Here is a 19,671-nt window from a genome sequence, read left to right as displayed (position 1 = left end):
GCTAGGTAGCAATCATTCGAATAAAGAAGAAGCAAAAATTGAGCCTTGCCAAACTATATAAAAAGAACTCTCTGATTCACTCAAAGAGCCCACCTCACCTTCTTATTTAACTGACTTTAACTGGTCCTCATTACGGAACAAGTAAACAAGATAAGCATTCAAATCAAACTGGTTTTTATTGATAAAGTTAGTCAACATCAATTTATTTTCTACAATCACCATTTCTCTCTCCTTTACTAAATATTCTTGTCTCTATCATTGCCAATCTTGTATTCTTCTATACATGCAGATGTCTAAAAACTATTGATTAATAAAAAGAGCAACCTCTCCATGTGCTCATCCACATGGTTATCCCTTTTCAAAAAGGCCGTTCTTTTATTAAACAGAGCTTTGAAATAAATTTTGATCAACACTACTTCATATTTTATGGTAAACAAGAAGAATCCATTTTGAAAAATTTAATCAAAATGGATTCTTCTCTAGCCGTTTTCATTTTTGTTTTTTAATCGCTTGGTCCGTTCTTATTTGTGCGCATTATCGTTTTAATTGTGGGTAATTGAATTTTAGTTAAATCTCTATCTTTGTTCCGATCGATATGAAACTAACTTACAATGTAATAAACAACGAATAGTTTCTAGCTTTGGGCCAAGGTGCCATTGAAAATTTGTCCGCCTCCATTTACTTTAATGATTTTAAGGCGACTGGTATTTTTGATAAATATAGTTTTATATTGTTCTTCCCCATTTTCATCTTTAATAAGAAGAATACGTTTCCCTTCGTTATCTGTTACCGTTTGAAATCTATTATCTTTGTCCCCAATCTGCTCAATAATCTTATTATATTCAGGTAATGAAGACCATTCCTCATGATTTACACTTTCTGCAGATTGGTTTTGGGCTTGCTCTGTTGGCTGTTCATTTTCTTGCCGCTCTTCTTGTATGTTCTCTGTTTGTAAAACTTCCTCATTTTTTGGGGTACTCTCATTATTGTCTTTATGTGCCTCATTACTATTACAAGCTGTTAGCATGGATGCAGCAGCAATGAATGCAATAAACGTTTTGAACATTATTCTTTTCCTCTCCTATTGATGTATTCTTTTTTCATTCTAACAATAAATCTTCTATAGTTGACTTATTTTGCTGATTCATTCATCACTCAATGGATTGATATAAAAAGACGAATTAGTTGCATGAAAGCATAGAAAAGAATAAAGCCATTCTCCACATGCTTACTGGAAAGTGAACGAAAAAACATGCACTCTTTTCTATATACGATCGTTCAACGATTTGAACACTCATGCAGTAGCTAAAATTTTGTATGGTTACTTTTAAGCTTTAGCAAACCGATTGAAAGAATGATTGCCGCAAAAAAAGAACCTCCTTCAACAAAAAACGACGCGGGAGGTTCTGAACCATTACTCAGATCATTTTATTTTAGATTGGTTCACTCTCTAATTCCTCTTTTGTTAAAACTCACCTCTCATTTATTCTTCATCCAAGTTTACATAAATTGTATCTTCTTTGACATTAGGTATGTATTTAACACCTTGGTCATCATTCGCCTTAACCTTTTCATAAACGAAAGTTGATGATATAAATATTAGTCCTACAATAGCACAAACTGAAAGTAGAACTGTTCTCTTTTTTTTCATTTAATCGCCTCCGTAACTATATAATTTTTTTGCTTTTGTATTTGTGAGTAATACATATTGGGTAGTAGTTTTTCCGCTCATCTTTGTTACTTTTATAGAGGTTGCACTCTTTTTATACCTATATTTACTAGTTGTCTTAGTAATATTTTTCATTTCACTTCTAGCACTTGAGGCTTTATTTAAATACTGTTGTAAATTATTTACTTTAACATACTTATCATTATAGTGTTTTGCAAAGTGATAATCTATCGATTTATGAATATCAGAAAAAGTTCCTTTATCCCATTCTTTAGTCAACTGATCCGTTGAAAAATCTAAAGACGCGTTAACACTTTTAGTAACAACTTTTTTGCCATCTTTAATGACTGCGCTACCTGTATAAGACATCTTGGTTCTAACCATCGGTACCGGTTTAGATTTGTCTTGGGAAATAGCAGGTTTTAAGTTAGTAAAAACAAAGGTGCTTTTGTTTTTTCCTTTTTGCTCTTTTCCTTTTGAGGTCAAAATCTTCGGTGAATTAACTGTAACTACTACACTGTCTACCGTATCCACTCCATAATTTCTCACTTTAACTGTTACACCTGTAACACTAGGAGTCACATTAATCGTAACAGCGTTCGGCAAAGAAGCTAACCTTTTAAATTCCTTATTGCCAGATTCTGATAATTCACTTTGACTAACGTTAATAACATCAGATTTTACAAGTACATTTCCTTCATTAAAAGAAGCATAGACTTCACTTTGGTTCCCTGATAAAAATAATAAAAAAATACTAACCATTAATAAGTACAAACTCTTTTTCATCAAATACACTCCTCCCAACTGTTTAGTTACAAATATAAATAAACGGTCAGGAAAAATCATCATTTTAGGGAAAATTATGACTATTTACATCAACCATTTTAAGGAAACTGTGTCTATATTCCTGCATGATACAAGATATACTTAGCATCTTTTATAAAGCCAACCATTTCCAAACAACCTTCTATAACGTTTAACAAATCTTTTTTATCAAAAAATTTCTCTTTAACCTCCTCAAGTTCTTCGAGGGTGAGCTTTTCCCTTTCTGTTTCATCCATTGTTTCTAATTCATAATAATAAACATCGGTGGGAAAAGAGAGGATCACGTCTTTCCATTGTAAAAACATGTTTTCTAGTTCACTAACAGAGTGTTTATTAAAAACCGTTACTCCATAATAATTAAAGCCTTTGTATTCAGGGAAAACTAAGCCATATGGTTTCTCTTGATAATCAGGATTAATAGAAGGAACGGTGTAAAACAAATTGTTTTCTTCTCCTATTGTTGTATCAATGTAATTTAAAAAGTCATCATGTATATTCAGTTCTTTTAATACTTTATCACTATGCTCTTCTATCAATTCAAATTCATGATTAAGTCCCATACTATACTCCTCTTTTCAAATAATAAAGATGGCTCATTAAGGATAAACTGAAAGTTCCAAGGAGAGCTATTTTAGATATACATCACCTTACCGGAAGCCATAAAAAGACTCTTCGACTGAAATATCATTTTTGTAGCTTAACTCCCTTTTTAGTTGAATAACACCTGGCTGTTTTTCTCTATCATCCAATCGTTATCCTATTAGCAATTCTCTCATCAACTTGCTGTTATTTTCCTTTTTTATTTCGATAAAAATCTTAATCATTGTTATAGGATGAATAGTCGGCTATTTATTGTTGCGGCTTCATAAACCTTAAGAGATCTCCAAAAATGATCTTGTCAGACAGTGTTAACTCTTGTCTCACCACATCTAGATATGGTTCACAATGATGAGTCCCTGCCGCTTGCCCACTTTCTTTTCTATAACAAATACTATCCTTGTATATGTAATTCTTTGAAATAAAACTGCCATCTCGAAAAACAACTGGATAATCTGGATCTCTTGTGAAAAGATCATGACCGAATGAATAATTGTTTTCTTTTTTAATGCCTAAAAGATGGAGAAGTGTTGGACGTATATCAATTTCTCCTCCCTGTGTGTCAATGATTTTTCCTTCGTGGCCGGGAATATGGATAATCAGCGGCACCTGGCGATGTTTCATTCGATTAGCCACGTTAATTTCTTCTCCTAATAACTCACTCAGACCTTCCTCGTATTTTTCAGAAATGCCGTAATGATCCCCGACTAGAACAAACATAGTATCTTCGTACATCCCTTTTTCTTTCAATTGTTTAAAAAACGTTTCAATAGATTTATCTAAATACCGAACCGTTGTCACATAGCGATTAACAACTCCTTCTTTTGTAGCTGCTGGCTCAATGAACATATCTTCCTCTTCTAGCAAAAAAGGAAAATGGTTTGTTAAGGTGAGAAATTTCGCATAGTAGGGTTCAGGTATAGTCTCTAAATATTGAACAGACTGATTGAAGTATGGAATATCTTTAATTCCATAGTTGATTGAATTTTCTTCTGTTACTATGTAATCCTTCTTAGAAAAAAACTTATCGTAACCTAAAGTCTTGTACATCGTGTCCCGGTTCCAAAAGGTACTTACATTCCCATGAAATGCAGCAGCATAATAATCCTGTTTTTCTTTTAATAAATGTGGAAGACTATAGTACACATTTTCCGGTCTTCTTACAAAAACAGAACCGCTTGCTAACGGATAAAGCCCCGTATCAATCATAAATTCTGCGTCAGATGTTTTTCCCTGAGCTGTTTGATCATATACTTGGCTAAAATAGAAACTGTCTTTAATTAAATCATTAAGAAAAGGGGTTATTTCTTCTCCATTTACTTTTTGATGAATGACAAAGTCTTGGGTTGATTCCATGCTTATGACTACCACATTTTTTCCTTCTGCTATCCCAAATAAATCCGTTGATTGAAGATTTTTATGCTGAAAATATTCTTGCGGGGCAACAGCATCTGCTTCTGTGACCACAAACCGCTCTAAGGATACTTTCATCCCTAAAGCAATGTCATATACATGATAATTCAGCAAACCTAATGACTTAACCATTTGTTCCCGATCATAAGATTCAGAAAAAAGGTGAACAGATTTACCAATTCCTAAACCAATTGTTATTATAGTAAACGTTAAACTTGCTGCTGCGTATAACTTTTTGGTCTGTTTTCCTACTTTAAAACAAGTAGCTCTCGTTTTAAAAAGAAACCACCCTACCAAAAACAGATCGATAAATAAACAAAGATCCCATGGATTCATTAGCTCAACCGTGCTGGCACTCAAGCCGCCCACATTATCAAATTGAAAAAGAATCGGCGCGCTAACAAAGTCAATATAAAAACGATAATATAAGAGATCCCCATAAAGGATAAAAGTTCCGGTAAATAATAATCCGAACAACAGCAGTCTGTTTACCCTTTCACTAAAATAAAAACTAAAGCCCATTACAAATAAGAGCGAACCAAGGGAACTTATTAATATCACTCCGATGTCATACCATGATTGGAGGCTAAGGTTAAAGCCTAAAAGGCAAACGATCACCGTTTTTAACCAAAGAATGCCCGCTATCATTAAAACTAGTTTTATGCCCTCTATGTGTTTCCATCGCTTATTTTGAAACATGGTTTGAAACCTGCTTAATTTTTTTATTCATTATGTTTTGAAGGATGGCCAATGCAGTTTCAAACTCTTTTAATGTAAGGTTCCCCATTAAGGCAAACTGGATCCAGTTCCGTCGCAGTAAATAGTCACTTTCATAACTGATAATGATCCCGTTTTCCTTTAACTGATCCCCCACATTTTTTGAAGAAACACCGTATGGAAGCGGAATAGTCATAATGCCCGGTGAGTAATCCTCATTTCCTAACACAGAAAACCCAGCATTCGTCAGCATTTTCCTGACCTCATTTGCTAATGTATGCCTGCTTTCTACATTTACTTTTTTTACTGCTTCATGCAATGCAAAAATCAAGTTTGATGAATGAGTATAAGGAATGCTGTCAGTCATGGCATATATCCCTAAATCTAAATACCTCGGTATCTCTTTATTCGGTGCAATGGTCTCTTGATGAAACACAATAGCTAGCCCTGGATAAGAACCTAATCCTTTTCCACTAACAGTGCTTGCTAAATAAACATCCTGAAAATCAACAGGAACGACTCCAACTGAACTGCAGGCATCTACACATAATTTTATGTGATGCTTTTTGACCACTTCTAGAAGCTTGTTCAAATCGTACAGGTATCCTGTAGATGTTTCACAATGCACTGTCCACAGCCAATTTACATCCTGATGGGTTTCAAGAAAGCTCTTAATCTCTTCTGCCGGGATGCCCTCATTCCACCGTTTTTCCAATGTATAATGCTCCAAGCCGAACCGCTCTGCATGATCGATTAACCGATAGCCAAATTCTCCATTTGCAAGGATTAATCCTTTTCCAGGAAGTTTCTTTATTTGAGCAGCTACTAAGTCATTCGCAAGTGTTCCGGTTCCGACTGCGATTTGTGCCTTTTTTGCATTGACCAATTCACATAGTTTTGTTCGAACTGTTTTCATTTCATTAATAACCTCGCTAGAGCGATGGGAAATAGCTGTTTTTCTAAAAACTTGCTCTACTTCTTTATGTACTGCCACCGGACCCGGCAAAAAGTTCATTTTTTTTGGTTCTCTCTTTTTCTGTTTCATCATTTTAGAAAACGCTTTTGATGTAGTTTCAAATTTCTTCTTAGTTAAATACATCGGTTGAAACATTGCTTTTTCTCTTCCAACCATGGGGCCGAATGGTTCAAAGCCAATTCTTTTATATAGCCTGATTTGACGATCGGTACCGGAAATAAGAGCCATGTTATATTGTTTTTCCAAGCAATAGCTAACGAGTAAGTTTACCAGCTGGTAAAATACCCAGCTTTTTCGATAGTCTCTTTTCACCGAGAGCAACCGCACTTCACAAGGATTAGCATTCTTTGGTAAATAATGATCTAAATCGTCTATTTTATAATCAAGAGAAAACGGGCGGTTGGCACGCACTGCGATCATTCCGACGATAACTCCCGCGTCCTTGGCAATAATATAGGTATTTTCCTTATCAAATTTATCTATTAAACGTCGGCCTTGATTTTGTTGATGCTGCGGAATTTCCTCTACAAACGTTTCGTAATTTAGTTTATAGATTTGTTCCATTTCTTCCGGTTCGGATGCTATTTTATAGGTTAACGTATGTTGTTCCATTCTGTTGCCTCCTCAAAATAGATTGAAATGAAAGAAGTATAAAATAATTTATTGAATCATGCGTCTTTTATGTGTGAGATAACTACAATGACCAATAAACTAAATAGCCCAATAGCAAAATAGTATTCTCCCAGTATCCAAGCTGTCACAGGAATGGTGGCCATCGAAAAAAGACCAGCTATCGTAAAGTTTCGTACAATCCAATAGCTGATTCCAACGCATGTTCCTAAAACTCCAATGGCCGGTGGAACTAGAAACAAAGTGGAGGTTAAAAAAACGACGACTCCTTTTCCCCCTTTGAAACCAAGGTGTACCGGCCAAATATGGCCAATTAACAAGAAAAAAGCGCTAACTAACAGCATGATTTTATTTTGCGGAAAGAAAAGTGTTACGAAAGACAGAACCATCATAACTTTTGCCATATCAATCAAAAGTGTAAACACAAACGCTTTCTTTCCTAACTCTCTTCCGGCATTTCTGGCTCCAGCATTCCCGCTCCCAAGTTGGCGAATATCTTTTCCCACTGACCACTTGGCGATATAATATGCCCCTGTTATACTTCCAGCACAATAGGAAAGCATAACCATCAATACAATTTTTAAAATGGCGCATTCCCCCAAAAGAATCCTCATGTACATACAATAATTTTTTAACTGCCTACTGACTTCAAATAAGGATCATCCCTGTGTTAACGATTGTTTTTTGGCATTCTGCAGTTATTTTACCATAAATAACCATAGGCATCTTGAACTATTCTTTCACCTTGTTCATTAAACAATGCGTCTTAGGAGAGAAATACATATTAGTCTCCTTTTTGCTAGAATTCAGATTTTAACTTGCTTCTTTATACTAAAGAAATATAAAGCCTAATAGATGAATCTTAAATAAATGTAGTAATGAAAGTATATTCAATTTTATAAGTATAAAAATCAAGTAATAGTAAACAATCAATTCTATAAAAAATAATTCAAAATAAATACTCAAAGTTAATAAGCTCTTTTTTAAAACAGTTTCTAAACCCTTACAACAGCTGGGCTTATACCAAAAAGAAAGACACCAATATTTGATATATTCATAGATTCACAAGCAATCTATTGAATAATTAATAGACAAGAAGCAATTTACTGATACAAAAACCACTTAAGAAGCCATCATTTGTTTTTATGAAAAATAAGAAGCAATCTATTGATAGTAAATGAAATAAAAAAGAGAACAGCTTCTTGGTAAGAGGCCATTCTCTTAAAAAAGGAGCATAGATAAAAGAAAATCCAAGAACAGATACAAGTTCTTGGATTTTTTATACACGGGAAATAGCCTTGTTTGACTAAAAATTTAAAAACAAGGCATTAGATGAAATGCAGGGCTGGTACTTGTCCTGTTTGGATATATTCGTTGTACTTGGCCTGATGCATTTTATCGTATGGAATTTTTTTAAGTTCTTTAGGAAGCTCTCGTCGATAAATGGTCCGAAAATAGGCGCCGATGGACGTATGGAACGAGAACTTTCCTTTACGGTTGATTTGTGTTCGAATATGTTGTTCAAATTGATCCAGGCAGCGGAAAAACAGAGATTCTGCCCAAGCATCACGGTATGTATAACGCTCTTCACTTTCGTCTTCATCGATCAAGTATTTGACAATGTCAAGTACCTCTTGTTTAAAGGACAGCATGATATCAAAAAGATCTCGTGGCTTGTAGCGCAGTTTTAGCCCATTGAGTATATAAAGCGTGTGCTCCTGAAATTTAGCCAAAAGCGGCTCGACATGAAATTCATCTGTATTCTCTTTCACACATTCCGGTTTTAAGCGAAAAATCGCTTTTCGGATCCACAACTGGCAGCCGCGGACTTGAACGCCTGTATATTCGATATCAAAAAGAGGTTGTAAAATGGCCAATACCTCTCTTACCCCTTTTGCTCTTTTCTTCAATTTTTCTTTTAATGTATGCATGGTCCGTGCTTGTTCAAGAGCTGCCACTTCGTTTTTACGATCAAGTTTGGCGATTCCATGTCGAAATTGATTGAATAGAGAAAACATGAGTTCAAACGCTTCCGGATTAGAGGTGCGCACAAACTCGGCTACAATCGTCGTATCCAAGAGGGTATGAGGGACGATAAAATAATTCAATTCATGGCCGTTCTTTAATTCAGGAGTAGTATATTCCTGATAATTGGCTAACACCCATGCAGGCAGTCCGTTTGGCAGAATTTCTTCATAAAGAAAGCCATGCTCTTCTAAGAATTTACGTCCCGCATGCATCGTCGAATAAGCCACATGCAATTTTTTGCTCCAAAAAGCGAGATTAAACTCTTGGACTTTGCCCTGGCTATTTTTTTCCAAATGAATTTGTTTTAATACAGAAAGCAGGACGGCATAGGCACTCGCTGGTACTTGCCGTTTTTGTTCTTTTTGGAAGACACGAAGATCTTCGAGCAACTGATGGGGGAAACGGAAGCCATCCATTTTCACTATTTGCCGTTTGCTTTGCTTACGGAATTTTGCCATTTTCATACCCTCCCTTCTAGCGGTTTATGTATAAGTATGTCTATTATACACGACGCCTTTTTTCGAATAGGCTCTCTCTAAGAGAAAAGTGGCAAATTTTAAAGAGCCCCTCAGCCCAGTCAGGTCAAGGGCTCAGAGATTTTTTAAAATTTTTTCAGGTGCACGGGTAGGACGGAGCAAAATGGAAAGTGGCAAGGTTCAAGTGGAAAGATTTTTTGACTGCATGCTTCACAAACGTTGATTTAGCGGGATTTATAAAAAATTCCTATTTAAAAAAGGTGCACGGGTAGGACGGAGAATTTTTAAAGTGGCAAGAAAAAGGTGCACGGGTAGGACGGAGCAAAATGGAAAATGGCAAGAAAGGTGCACGGGTAGGACGGAAAGTGGCAAAAAAACGGTGGTTTTCGACTAAATCCGCCTCTTTTTATCCAAATATAGGAAAAAATTAAAGAAAAAGATGCACGGGTAGGACGAAGGAATAATGAAAATGGCAAGAAAGATGCACGGATAGGACAGAAATGTGGAAAGAAAAAGGTGCACAGGTAGGACGGGGAATAGAACAAAAGTGGAAAGGATCAGTAAACACAAGGAGAACTAGCAACTGTAGGAGCACCGTCTCTTCAAAGAAAAGAGATGATCAAAATGGCAAGTTGCCATTTTTATGATAGAACTGGCATAATGAAGGTATCCATATAGACAGAACGACTTGGGGAGAGATAGCATGGCGGAATACATTAACCCTAATAAACTCGCACTAAGTGAAGACTTTTTTAAACTTGCCGTTTTAGAAGAAGTCCAAAGGTATTTTTCCAACAACTATATTATTGAAGAATGGCAACAGTATGTCACAAGTGAAATTAATCAAACGTTTGATAATCAAAAAGCGTATAGAAGTTTTGATTGGTTATGTGAGATTGTGCGCTCCCTGCTAGTGAGCAAAAAAGTCACTCAGGAAAATATACGGGAAGTCTTCAGAAAACATCACACATATGTATTGGAACAAGTCAGCAGCTATATTAACCAGGACTTTCCATTGGATGTACATCTTAGTGTTAACGAAGCGGCTGTCCAATTTGCCAAAGAAGAGCGGCATTTGGTCTCCAGCATGGATTATCAGTTTCATCTAGTAAGAAATATCGTGACACAGCCTAAGGCCTTTGTGGCGGCTAGTGAAGCAGACGATCTCTTTCAAGCAGAAATTAAAGATTCTAAAGGCAACATTCATGGAATGGCACGCGTCAATGTGGCAGGAGGAATGGACATGCCTTTTACGGATGAAGAACAGGAGTATTGGGATAAACTCCGGACGGCATTTAGTGCCATGGATGAAATGACAGCCGATATTTTTGATATTATTTGTTTTCTGTTTCTTTTTGCGCCAAAAGATGAAGATGGTTACCTGTATTTTCACTCCAATGATGCGCTGAAATTAAGAAGCAACCTTGTGGATCCGAATAGCAGCCTGGAAGTCCGGGAAAGAGACCGTTTTAACATTATGTCAAGAGTCAAGGCTCTTTCTAATATTTGGATTTCATTGAAAGAGGGCGAGGTCATTGAAGTCGATGAAAATGATTTAAAAGAAAGCAAAAAGTATAAATACAGGGATTTTCAGAAAATGTTTGAGGTAGGAAAAGTACGGGCAGCTTATGACGAGAACGATAAATTTTTAGGTATCTATGCCTGTCAAATCAAACCAACATCGTTATTAACGTCTTTTCTGAATGAAAATAAACGCTTAGGCATTATTGACTTAAGCGCATTGGAGTTTCATCCCGTGCGGCAGCGTCCGGAGAAGCGGCTGGCACGTTACCTTGCGACACAATGGTTTATTCGTCTGTCTAAAAATAATTTACATCAGCCTTTTATGGTCAAAACGCTCATCCGGGAAATTGATTTCCCTGCACGGATGAGAGGACTAGACATGTACGACCGCTTTGTCAAAGCGTTAGATGAACTAACAAACAAAGGCATTGTAAGAGACTGGCATTTTACGGACCCTGTCGACTTCAGTTTGTTTGGTCGAACCGGCTGGTTGTCTTATTTTTACGGGCTGAAGGTAGCCATTACCCCTTCTGCTGAAATGATGGAAAAAAATAAAAGAAAGCTGTCGATCTTACAGGATCAGCACCAGGTAGATTCATCAACTGTTAATCAAATGATTGAATCACTTAGTCAACCAGTTGTCATCCAACAAGTTGGATATCGGAGCATAGAGCAGCAAGCTTCCCCTTTAAGAAGAGAGCCGGCGGCAGAAGCATCTCAGCTTTCCCTTCCCCTATCGGAACCTAAAAAGAATGATGAACCTCTTCCGCCACTTACAGAGGAATCCTTAACGGCTGAAATGGTCATCCAAGAAAGAGAGCGGCGAGGACTTTCACTTGCCAAAGCAGCAAAAGAGATAGGGATTGGTTACAATACATTGAAACGATTTGAGAATAAGGAAACCAAAAGAAGAAATAAGAAGAACGATATGAAGATTGTTCAATGGTTGAAAAAGTCCCTAATACTAGAAGATTAAATAAACGATATGCACAAATAAGTTTTGTAAAGAGAATGATGCTTTTTGAACGATAACTTTATAAAGCCCCATCGGTCTTTTTTAGCTATGGCCGATGGGGCTTTCTTTATAGCAGCATTGGAATGTAATCGTCACTATATCTATTAGGATAACTATCATTTTCCAAAGCATGAATAACACTATTCATCTAACAAATGTTTTCTTTCCCCTACGTTTTCAGGAAGATCTATTTCATAGCCTTTTTTCTTTTGGAAATAGGCTAATGCTTGACCTGATTGCTCACCAATCGCATCAAAGGCTTCTTTATTCTCTAAAATCTCTTGCTCAATGACACTAAGCTCTTCCTTCACTGTAGAGATCTTTTTGGAAAGTGTGCTGTCCTTTGAAAAATTTGCTGCCTTTTCCATTTCTTCTTTCAGCTTTTCCTCAATTGCCTGAATGTCAGCTTCTAGATCTCTAACAATCGGGGATGCACCGATTTCTTCTTCAGTAGGTGCCTCTACTTCACTTTTCTCCACAATAATGGGTGAAAAGATCCTTCCAATAATATTGCTTTCTTTTTTTCTTTTGTTTTCAAGGGCTCGGACCTTCTCTAACCATAATCGTTCTTTTTCGGAATTTCTTTTTCGTCTTAAATCCCCTTCTAGCAAGAGTTTCCTGTCTATGAGCCGTCTGATGGTTTCCTCTATTTGCGATAGTTCCTTGTTATGTTCAATGTATAAGTGATTTAATTCCTGCTCTTTTTTACTTTTCTCCATAAATCGGCTAAACATCTTTTCTGTAAATTCAAGAGTGGCCTTCTCCCTTAGGTGCATGCCAAAGAGTAAAGTATCAAGAGTGTCTTCATTCATCCCTTTTACATTTTTACGTTTAGGAATAAATTGAGCCTCTTCCCCAATTTTCACTTTGATATCCTTTAGTTGCTTGTTCAGGTCTTTAATATACATAAAAATCAAATAAATACGATAGACGCCATCATATCTCATTCTATAAGAGGAAGAAGTCTTTACAACACCTATGTATTCTGGGAGGTTCTGCAAATAGTAGCGTATATTTGCATCTGACCGATTAACGAATCGAGCAGCATCTTGCGCAGAGTATTCCACTCCTTCTACTAGCTGGCCAAGAAAATCAGGAAATAGTTTCTCTTTTGTTTTAGAGGCCAATGAACATTCCAGAAATAATGGATCATCAGCAAATTTTTCTTTAATCAACTCCACCATGATGGTTTTTTGTTTCTCTTTGGTTTGTTCCAAAGTAAACACTCCCCTCTTTTCTCCAGAAACGAAAAGAAAGAAACAATTTCGCTTCTCTTTGTTTCGTTTCGGAAACACTTCGTTATTTTGCGTTCTCTTATTAATACTTTTTATTATAGTGGATTTCACGAATAGACTCAATTATATAGGAATTGATAAGCATTATCTAAAACAGTCAAAGTGAAAACAGAGAAATGTAATGTGTTTTTAAAACTAATCGAAACAAAAAAATAGATTTTGTTTCTTTTTGTTTCGGTATTTCTCTGTTAATAGCATTTTTCATCCTTATATAAACATAAGAGAAAGGCTTCTTACTATGGGCTTTTTGTTTCGATGCATTTTAAGAAGAGAATGAAGAACACTCATTAGAAGAACGACAATAGAAAAATCAACTTCTTTATAAAAATTATTGATGATAATCAGAAGTCAATAAAAACACGAGAAAATTTGCGAAATAACCGTTTTTCTTTTTGTTTCGTTTCTAGGTATTTCTAGAAAGGGGAAAGTATTTCTTTTTACTTCGAAACGTTTCTATTCAATAAAAATTCGAGTGGGATTTGCGAAAAATGATGTTTTCGTTTCATTTCTATATAGATGCGTTACTGGTTGGTAGGAAGATATAGATTTGAAAACGGTATAAACCGTAAAAAACAACACCTCCAGATGTTGGAGGTGTTGGGAGGGCTTAATCATCGTCATCATCATCGAAATTCAAAAATGTTTTCTGAGCGAAAGATTGAAGTGCTTTATTTTGAATATAGGATTTCTCTTCCAGTTTTGGTTCGATTGGCTGCTCCGTTTCAGGTAACGTCACCATTTTGTCTGGTTCCTTTAAAAGATGGGTAATCAACTGGCCGATCAGAGCTTGGTTTTTTTCATTTTGCAAAAACTCTCTTTCATCCTGACTGATTCCAGAAGGAATAGGGATCACCAGCATGTCATCGGGTTTTTCCTTTTTTATTTCCTCATCGAGCATTTGAACGAACTTAGAAGAGAGCACACTACTAAATTTCCTGCCATGATGCGATTTCAAATCTTCCAGGTGTGAAAGAACTCTCTTGGGAGTGGTTCGAGGAAGACGAAAGGAGATAACTTTTCCAGGGATGAACTCACTCATAAGGATGCACCTTACCTAGATAGGCTCATATCTGTAATTTCAATCCCTTTAGCTTGGCAGTACATTAGCAAAATTTTAAAATAGGCACGTGAAATCATCCAAATGCTGTCCTCTGTCTTTGTAAAACGTAATGGATACTGTTTATCCTCATCATTTAGCTTGGATAGATAGGGTCTCAAGATGACAGATCCTCCACCGATTTGGTAAGCTAGACGAATATCAGGCACCGATCGCCATAGGTTCTTGATTAATTTATACTCCTCTTTCGCTAAAATCATTAGCTCGCTGTCAATTAGCGCTTTAATGGAGATCCGATTTCCATCTTTCCAAATGTAGTATTGTTCCTCTGGATCCTCATTTGTAATAATCTCAACTAAGGCTCGACGACTTTTAATGGTGTATTTGTATTCCTTGTAAACTTTCCGGATAATATTATCTAAGTAAGTGGATACTCCTTGTTTAATGCCATCGGAGTACTCATTGTCCACCTCTGCCTCTTTTGTAATAATGGCTGAGTCGGTAGAGAGTCCTCCTATATCATTTATTAAAATTGTTTTCCCAATTAACTCTTCATTTTTAGTAGAGCCGTCGTCATTAGTAGTTAAGTCGATATAAGCAGCAAAGCCCTCAGTGTTGACGAGTACTTGTTCAAATTTAATTCTGACTGTTTTCCCCTCTAGCTCTGGTGTTTTCAGGAAAGTCACCTGATGCTGTCCACTCTTAAGTTTTTTCCGGAATACTTTATTCAATTCTCTTTTTGTTTCATCCAAGGGTAGACCTGTTGAAAGAATATATGTAGCTTCAATAATCCCATCATGTTCCTCAAAGTGACGTGTGGCATCTATAGCCAAGGTGGTTAGCAGCAAAACAATAGGCTGATCGGAAGAACTTTTATCATTTTCAGGCGTTAATTCGTCGTTGTTTGGATATTTACTTGCCAGCTTCCCTACTGCGAAACGTTTCGAAGTTTCTTTTAAAGCAGAGGATTGAACTTCAACATGGAGAGCATTTAACGGCTCTTTCTCCATTTCTACAATAGTTCGGTCAGGGAGCTCCGCAATGACATTCGGAATGTATAGTGTTTCTTGCAGTCCGTTTAAATAAGCCTTAACGGCATCATTGCCAATATCCACGCTAGCTAATCTCATGTCTTTATACCTCCTAGAATAAATTTCTAATTTTATTGTATACATTTTTGTAAACAAAATCAATAGTTGTATACAAAAATGTATACAATGCTAAAAATGCTTTTATATCCCCATAACAAATGTAAAATTACTAGATTTTCTTACATAGTGACTAGAGACAAAATACAGCTACCTTAACTGTGATAGGAAGAGGATTTTGAGTGATGGCTCCTTGTGTATAACTAAGATGATATGAGGGGAATGTGTGCCTCTTAAAGCTTTTCTGACTTATTCAATCTATTCATTTTTAAATTTTTCGGAAGCGAAAAGAAAAGAAACCAAGAAAAAGAGTTTTTTCTTATAGATAGAAAAAAATGTTTGTTTTAATTAGATCTTTATAAGCAAACCCTTAAACGAGTTGCTCTTGCTTATACATTCTTTGGTTAATGTAAAATTCGTCACTTCATGTGCTTGTTCCTTTTTTTAATCATAGAAGGGAGGGGAACACAAACAATGATGAATTATGAGACAGTGGATGGAAACTTCATGCGGCTATATCAACCGAATAGAGGTCTGATTTAATAAGAAAGACTGCATTTCTGTCAAATCCTTAATCTAAAATAAATTAAAGAGAAAAACCCCATAACTCAGGAGTATAAGGATGTTACAGAACGATTTTGGAGATGTTTGGCAAGGTTAAGCTTAAAAAATGTGTTTCCGAATTTTGGATGTGGAGGCTGAAAAAAGACTGCCTTATAGGCAGTCCTTTTTGGAGAATTATTATTCTATGATCTCATGTTTCATCGTACTAATATCTCCTTTTGCAAATCCTGCACACACTACTTCTTTATGTTTAGTAATGTAGTAGACATATTCATTTTTAGGTTCATCTTGATAAACAACATAAGCATAATGATACAGATAGTTTTTTCCGCCTAAAGGGTTATCATTAAAAAAAGTGATCTTCTTTATTTCCTTTTTTCTATAGCTTTTTTCTTTGTACAAATATTCATGAAGAGCACTTATGGCTATTTCTTTTTCTTCCTTTTGCTTATTTGTCCAATACATATAATAAGCGCCCGAAATCATTAAAGCGAATATGAATAAGCTTAATAAAAGTTTTTTTCTCATAAACACCCTCCTTTTTTACAATTTTATCACTATTATACAAAATATGTATATGGTGAGGGGGTATAGGTTTTACACAACTTACAAGCTAGTTAGAAGGTTAAAAACCTTGATAAATCAACGATATATAAAATCCCGTCTAGAGAAAAAAACGGGGGAAGAAGAAACATCCAGATTTCGTGAGGGTGCTGTTCTTTGCTGGCTGCCTTCTTGTGGGGGGATGTGAACTAAAGGTGCATGGAATATACAAAGAGTTTTGTGTTCTATTTAATGTTTTTATAGTAATGTGAAAATATAAGGATAGATAAGTGGACAGGAGAATTTAAATGAAAAAATTATTTATTTCATTAGCTTTATTAGTACTTACTGCTTGTCAGCCCAATCCACCAAAACTTTCTGCAACAGTTAATGAAGAGCCAGTTAAGATTTATCAAGGCAGCTATTGTTGGAATGAAAACAACAAGGAAGTTTGTGCAGATACATCATCGCCTGAAGACATGGTAAAAGGGGATGTACCTACTGCAGTAGCCGAGAGAAGTAAATTAAAGCTTCATTTTGATTACCAGCCTAAAAAGGGGTCTCTAGGAGCAGATATTTGGAACAATGGTGAAGCCAGGGAGCAAAACATTGTTAATTCTGATACTATTATTCTTCCACGAGAGCCAGGTATTTATATTTATAGCGTGTATGCTAATTGGGAAGAAGGAGACTCAAGCTATGTACTACAAGTTGAAGTTAAATAAGACTTTAACACCCGGTGTTTTTACTCTCGGTATCGGAGGTTATGTTAATCTGTGGTCTACAAAACATTTTTACTATGAGGAATCAAAATGACTGACGAAGTGTTAAGAAATGGTTTAAGAGTGCGATGTGAGCAAGGTGTTCATCTAGAAGTAAGAAGAGCATGTTTAGAGTTTGGTAAATGGATGCGGAAAGAATTTGATTTTCCTATTCGTGTGGTGGTGTATTTAAAAAAGGATTATCAGATCAAAAACATAACCACCAAAGAGCTAGTTTCAGCTACCTTTTTTGCCCCTTATGATAAAACTCAAGAACCTTATATCAGAATTGCTACTGGTGATTATTTGGAATTGTTAGAGGAATTAGGCCAAGACAATGCCCTGGCTTCTATTCTTGGTTCTATTGCTCATGAAGTTGGACATTACTATCAATGGGTTGATAATAAAGATTTAGACGAAGATGAAGCCGAAGATTATGGCGAGTATATGCTTGATTTATATGCTCAAACAAGAGAGCATCCATAGAAGTATTTTTTATAATTTCTATTAATTCATCTGAAATAAAATAGGATTTGCGTTTTTTCTTTATAAGCAGAAGCAGATGATAGGGATGTTTGCTCATATATCTTCTGGTTATTTGATGAGATATTCGGGTTATTTCTGTCATTTCACTTATAGCTACCCAATTTTCCGCCTCACGTGCTCTCGCCTTAGGAAAGGGTGGTAAGCAGGTGTGAAATTGTATAAAAAAGAAGGGAAGTCAACTCAGCATTAAAAAAGTTTTAATATTAAAAGCCTAATTTCTCAGTGTTAAAATTGAGAAATTAGGCTTTTCCGTTGTTCCTTTCAAGCATCTCACTGCAAAGTAATTAGAATAGCATCTCTCATTCCTTATGATTTAATCGATTCTTCTTTTTCTATAAATAACTACGGTGATGACGATCGATACAACTACCCACACTAATAGCACAAGGATATGTTCAATAATCCCGCTCAATCCTTTTCCACTGCTCAACCCAAACCAAATGGCGTTTAGTTGCTCGTTTGGTAAATAATCGACGATCTTTATGAGAACTTTATTGTCTACCATGGATTTCATCATAGAACTCATTCCAAAGACGACTAATACAGGCATTCCAATAATACTCGTTTCCATTACTGTTCTTGAAAGTAAGCCAAGAATAGTTCCTGTTGCAATGTAAAAGAACAAACCTAACACGATACTTATTGAAAACAACAGGGGGGAAGGAACCTTATAATCTGATAAGAAAATGGAACCAATAATAACAAGAATCGTCATAACAGCAGATAAAGCACTTTTCCCTACAAAAATTTCAGCTGTGCTAGCGGGTGACAGCAGCAATCCTCTCAATGTATTTTTCTCTTTTTCTTCTGCTACCATGGCAGCTTGAATGAAAGCACCTGCAATGACAAGGGCAAGGTTGATCGGATAAGTGTTTAAGGCTGCACTTTCTTCACCCATGCGACTTAACATAGCTGCAAACACTAAAGGAATGGCTAATGTAAAGATGATGTAAGAATTTCTTTGAAGGTCTTTCCAATCTTTTATAAATATTGCATTTACTCGTTTAAATGAAAATGTCATTATAAATTCCTCCCTGTTAATTGTACGAAAATGTCTCCAAGTGTTGGCTCGTTAGAGTGAATGGTTAAAATCTCCCCATCCTTCATATATTGGTGGATTTTCTCTGCTCCTTCTTCGTCTTTATCAACCACAACTGTACGATTTCCTTTTAATAAAAGTGTAATAGATGAATTTTCTTGTTGTGCTCTTATATTCTGAGGTGTATCTAGTAGTTTGATCTCCCCATTATTTAGGAAAGCCACTCGATCACAAAGTGTTTCTGCCTCTTGCATATCATGGGTAGTTAAAAAAATGGTCGTTCCTTCTCGATTCAACTTTTTTAGGCCCTCATGAATATGCTTTGTATTGACCGGGTCTAAGGCAGAGGTTGGTTCGTCTAAGAAGAGAAGATCAGGTTTATGTAAAATCGCCCGCGCCAATGTGACTCGCTGCTTCATCCCTTTGGATAGCTTTTGAATGGGTTTCTTTTTATCGTTTATTAGGTTAACGGCTTCAAGAACCTCATCGATTCTGCTTTTGTCCACTTCATATAAATCACAATATAATGCAAGATTATCAAATATACTAAGGCGATCATAAAGGCCACTATTATCCGTTAAAATGCCAATTCTCTTCATATAACTCGGGTCCTTTAATTTATTGATGGATTCTCCAAACACTTTCACCTCTCCAGCTGTCGGGTGAAGTTGCGCAGTTAATATTTTAATGGTTGTCGTTTTGCCAGAACCACTTGGTCCTAAGAAACCAATCGTTTCTCCTTTTTTCACTTCAAAGTTTACATTTTTCAAGGCCATATTGTTTTCAAACGATTTAACAAGTTTTTTTACCTCAATAACATTCTCCATTTTCATTACTCCTTCTCGCGT

General features: G+C 36.0%; 17 protein-coding genes. 3 read left to right on the top strand and 14 right to left on the bottom strand.

The features are described 5' to 3' along the window. Nucleotides 1-634 precede the first annotated feature (634 nt). From ACH0BF_RS23180 to ACH0BF_RS23145, 8 genes are all read right to left on the bottom strand, one after another. The gene (locus ACH0BF_RS23180; RefSeq protein WP_120038617.1) at nt 635-1,066 is read right to left on the bottom strand and encodes a hypothetical protein; all 432 of its coding nucleotides are present in this window, start codon (nt 1,064-1,066) and stop codon (nt 635-637) included. A gap of 417 nt (nt 1,067-1,483) precedes the next feature. After that, on the bottom strand, nt 1,484-1,651 hold the full coding sequence (locus tag ACH0BF_RS23175) for a hypothetical protein (protein WP_182917201.1): 168 nt from the start codon (nt 1,649-1,651) through the stop codon (nt 1,484-1,486). After that, entirely contained in the window at nt 1,652-2,458 is an 807-nt protein-coding gene (locus ACH0BF_RS23170) for a hypothetical protein (protein ID WP_406910382.1), read from the bottom strand. Between the two features lie 110 nt (nt 2,459-2,568). Continuing rightward, the gene (locus tag ACH0BF_RS23165; RefSeq protein ID WP_406910381.1) at nt 2,569-3,054 is read right to left on the bottom strand and encodes a hypothetical protein; all 486 of its coding nucleotides are present in this window, start codon (nt 3,052-3,054) and stop codon (nt 2,569-2,571) included. Nucleotides 3,055-3,343: 289 nt separating this feature from the next. Then, on the bottom strand, nt 3,344-5,203 hold the full coding sequence (locus tag ACH0BF_RS23160) for an LTA synthase family protein (RefSeq protein ID WP_340856830.1): 1,860 nt from the start codon (nt 5,201-5,203) through the stop codon (nt 3,344-3,346). Then, complete coding sequence (locus tag ACH0BF_RS23155) at nt 5,190-6,809, bottom strand: aminotransferase class V-fold PLP-dependent enzyme (RefSeq protein WP_340856829.1); 1,620 nt, start codon at nt 6,807-6,809, stop codon at nt 5,190-5,192. The genes ACH0BF_RS23160 and ACH0BF_RS23155 overlap by 14 nt, the downstream gene beginning before the upstream one ends. Nucleotides 6,810-6,865: 56 nt before the next feature. Then, nucleotides 6,866-7,429 carry a glycerol-3-phosphate acyltransferase gene (locus ACH0BF_RS23150; protein ID WP_340856828.1) on the bottom strand — a complete coding sequence of 188 codons (564 nt, stop codon included), beginning with the start codon at nt 7,427-7,429 and terminating at the stop codon, nt 6,866-6,868. 726 nt (nt 7,430-8,155) lie between these two features. Beyond that, nucleotides 8,156-9,313, bottom strand: a complete 1,158-nt coding sequence (locus ACH0BF_RS23145) for a hypothetical protein (protein ID WP_120038624.1) — start codon at nt 9,311-9,313, stop codon at nt 8,156-8,158. Nucleotides 9,314-10,034: 721 nt separating this feature from the next. Here ACH0BF_RS23145 and ACH0BF_RS23140 point away from each other — a divergent pair. Next, a complete protein-coding gene (locus ACH0BF_RS23140; RefSeq protein ID WP_340856827.1) occupies nt 10,035-11,831 on the top strand; it encodes a helix-turn-helix domain-containing protein in 1,797 nt (598 codons plus the stop codon). 179 nt (nt 11,832-12,010) lie between these two features. Here ACH0BF_RS23140 and ACH0BF_RS23135 read toward each other — a convergent pair whose 3' ends face one another. From ACH0BF_RS23135 to ACH0BF_RS23120, 4 genes are all read right to left on the bottom strand, one after another. After that, complete coding sequence (locus ACH0BF_RS23135) at nt 12,011-13,087, bottom strand: hypothetical protein (protein WP_340856826.1); 1,077 nt, start codon at nt 13,085-13,087, stop codon at nt 12,011-12,013. 685 nt (nt 13,088-13,772) lie between these two features. Further along, nucleotides 13,773-14,204: a hypothetical protein gene (locus ACH0BF_RS23130; RefSeq protein WP_340856824.1), complete on the bottom strand. Its 432-nt coding sequence runs from the start codon at nt 14,202-14,204 to the stop codon at nt 13,773-13,775. Nucleotides 14,205-14,215: 11 nt separating this feature from the next. Then, complete coding sequence (locus tag ACH0BF_RS23125) at nt 14,216-15,352, bottom strand: Alp7A family actin-like protein (RefSeq protein ID WP_340856822.1); 1,137 nt, start codon at nt 15,350-15,352, stop codon at nt 14,216-14,218. Nucleotides 15,353-16,111: 759 nt separating this feature from the next. Next, on the bottom strand, nt 16,112-16,462 hold the full coding sequence (locus ACH0BF_RS23120) for a DUF3139 domain-containing protein (protein WP_340856821.1): 351 nt from the start codon (nt 16,460-16,462) through the stop codon (nt 16,112-16,114). Between the two features lie 323 nt (nt 16,463-16,785). Between ACH0BF_RS23120 and ACH0BF_RS23115 the strand changes: the two genes are divergently transcribed. Together ACH0BF_RS23115 and ACH0BF_RS23110 are read left to right on the top strand one after the other, a co-directional pair. Beyond that, complete coding sequence (locus ACH0BF_RS23115) at nt 16,786-17,202, top strand: hypothetical protein (RefSeq protein WP_340856820.1); 417 nt, start codon at nt 16,786-16,788, stop codon at nt 17,200-17,202. Nucleotides 17,203-17,289: 87 nt separating this feature from the next. Beyond that, nucleotides 17,290-17,724, top strand: a complete 435-nt coding sequence (locus ACH0BF_RS23110; RefSeq protein ID WP_406910380.1) for a hypothetical protein — start codon at nt 17,290-17,292, stop codon at nt 17,722-17,724. A gap of 373 nt (nt 17,725-18,097) precedes the next feature. On the opposite strand, the gene ACH0BF_RS23105 is transcribed toward ACH0BF_RS23110, so the two are convergent. Beyond that, nucleotides 18,098-18,805: an ABC transporter permease gene (locus ACH0BF_RS23105; protein ID WP_340856818.1), complete on the bottom strand. Its 708-nt coding sequence runs from the start codon at nt 18,803-18,805 to the stop codon at nt 18,098-18,100. Then, nucleotides 18,805-19,650 carry an ABC transporter ATP-binding protein gene (locus ACH0BF_RS23100; RefSeq protein ID WP_340856817.1) on the bottom strand — a complete coding sequence of 282 codons (846 nt, stop codon included), beginning with the start codon at nt 19,648-19,650 and terminating at the stop codon, nt 18,805-18,807. The genes ACH0BF_RS23105 and ACH0BF_RS23100 overlap by 1 nt, the downstream gene beginning before the upstream one ends. Between the last annotated feature and the right edge of the window lie 21 nt (nt 19,651-19,671).

Origin of the sequence: Pseudobacillus sp. 179-B 2D1 NHS, from assembly GCF_045370945.1 — a bacterium.
In the GTDB taxonomy this organism is placed as follows: Bacteria; Bacillota; Bacilli; order Bacillales; family Domibacillaceae; genus Pseudobacillus.
Note: the sequence above shows the minus strand (reverse complement) of the source record. Positions and strands in the feature narration are given on the sequence as shown.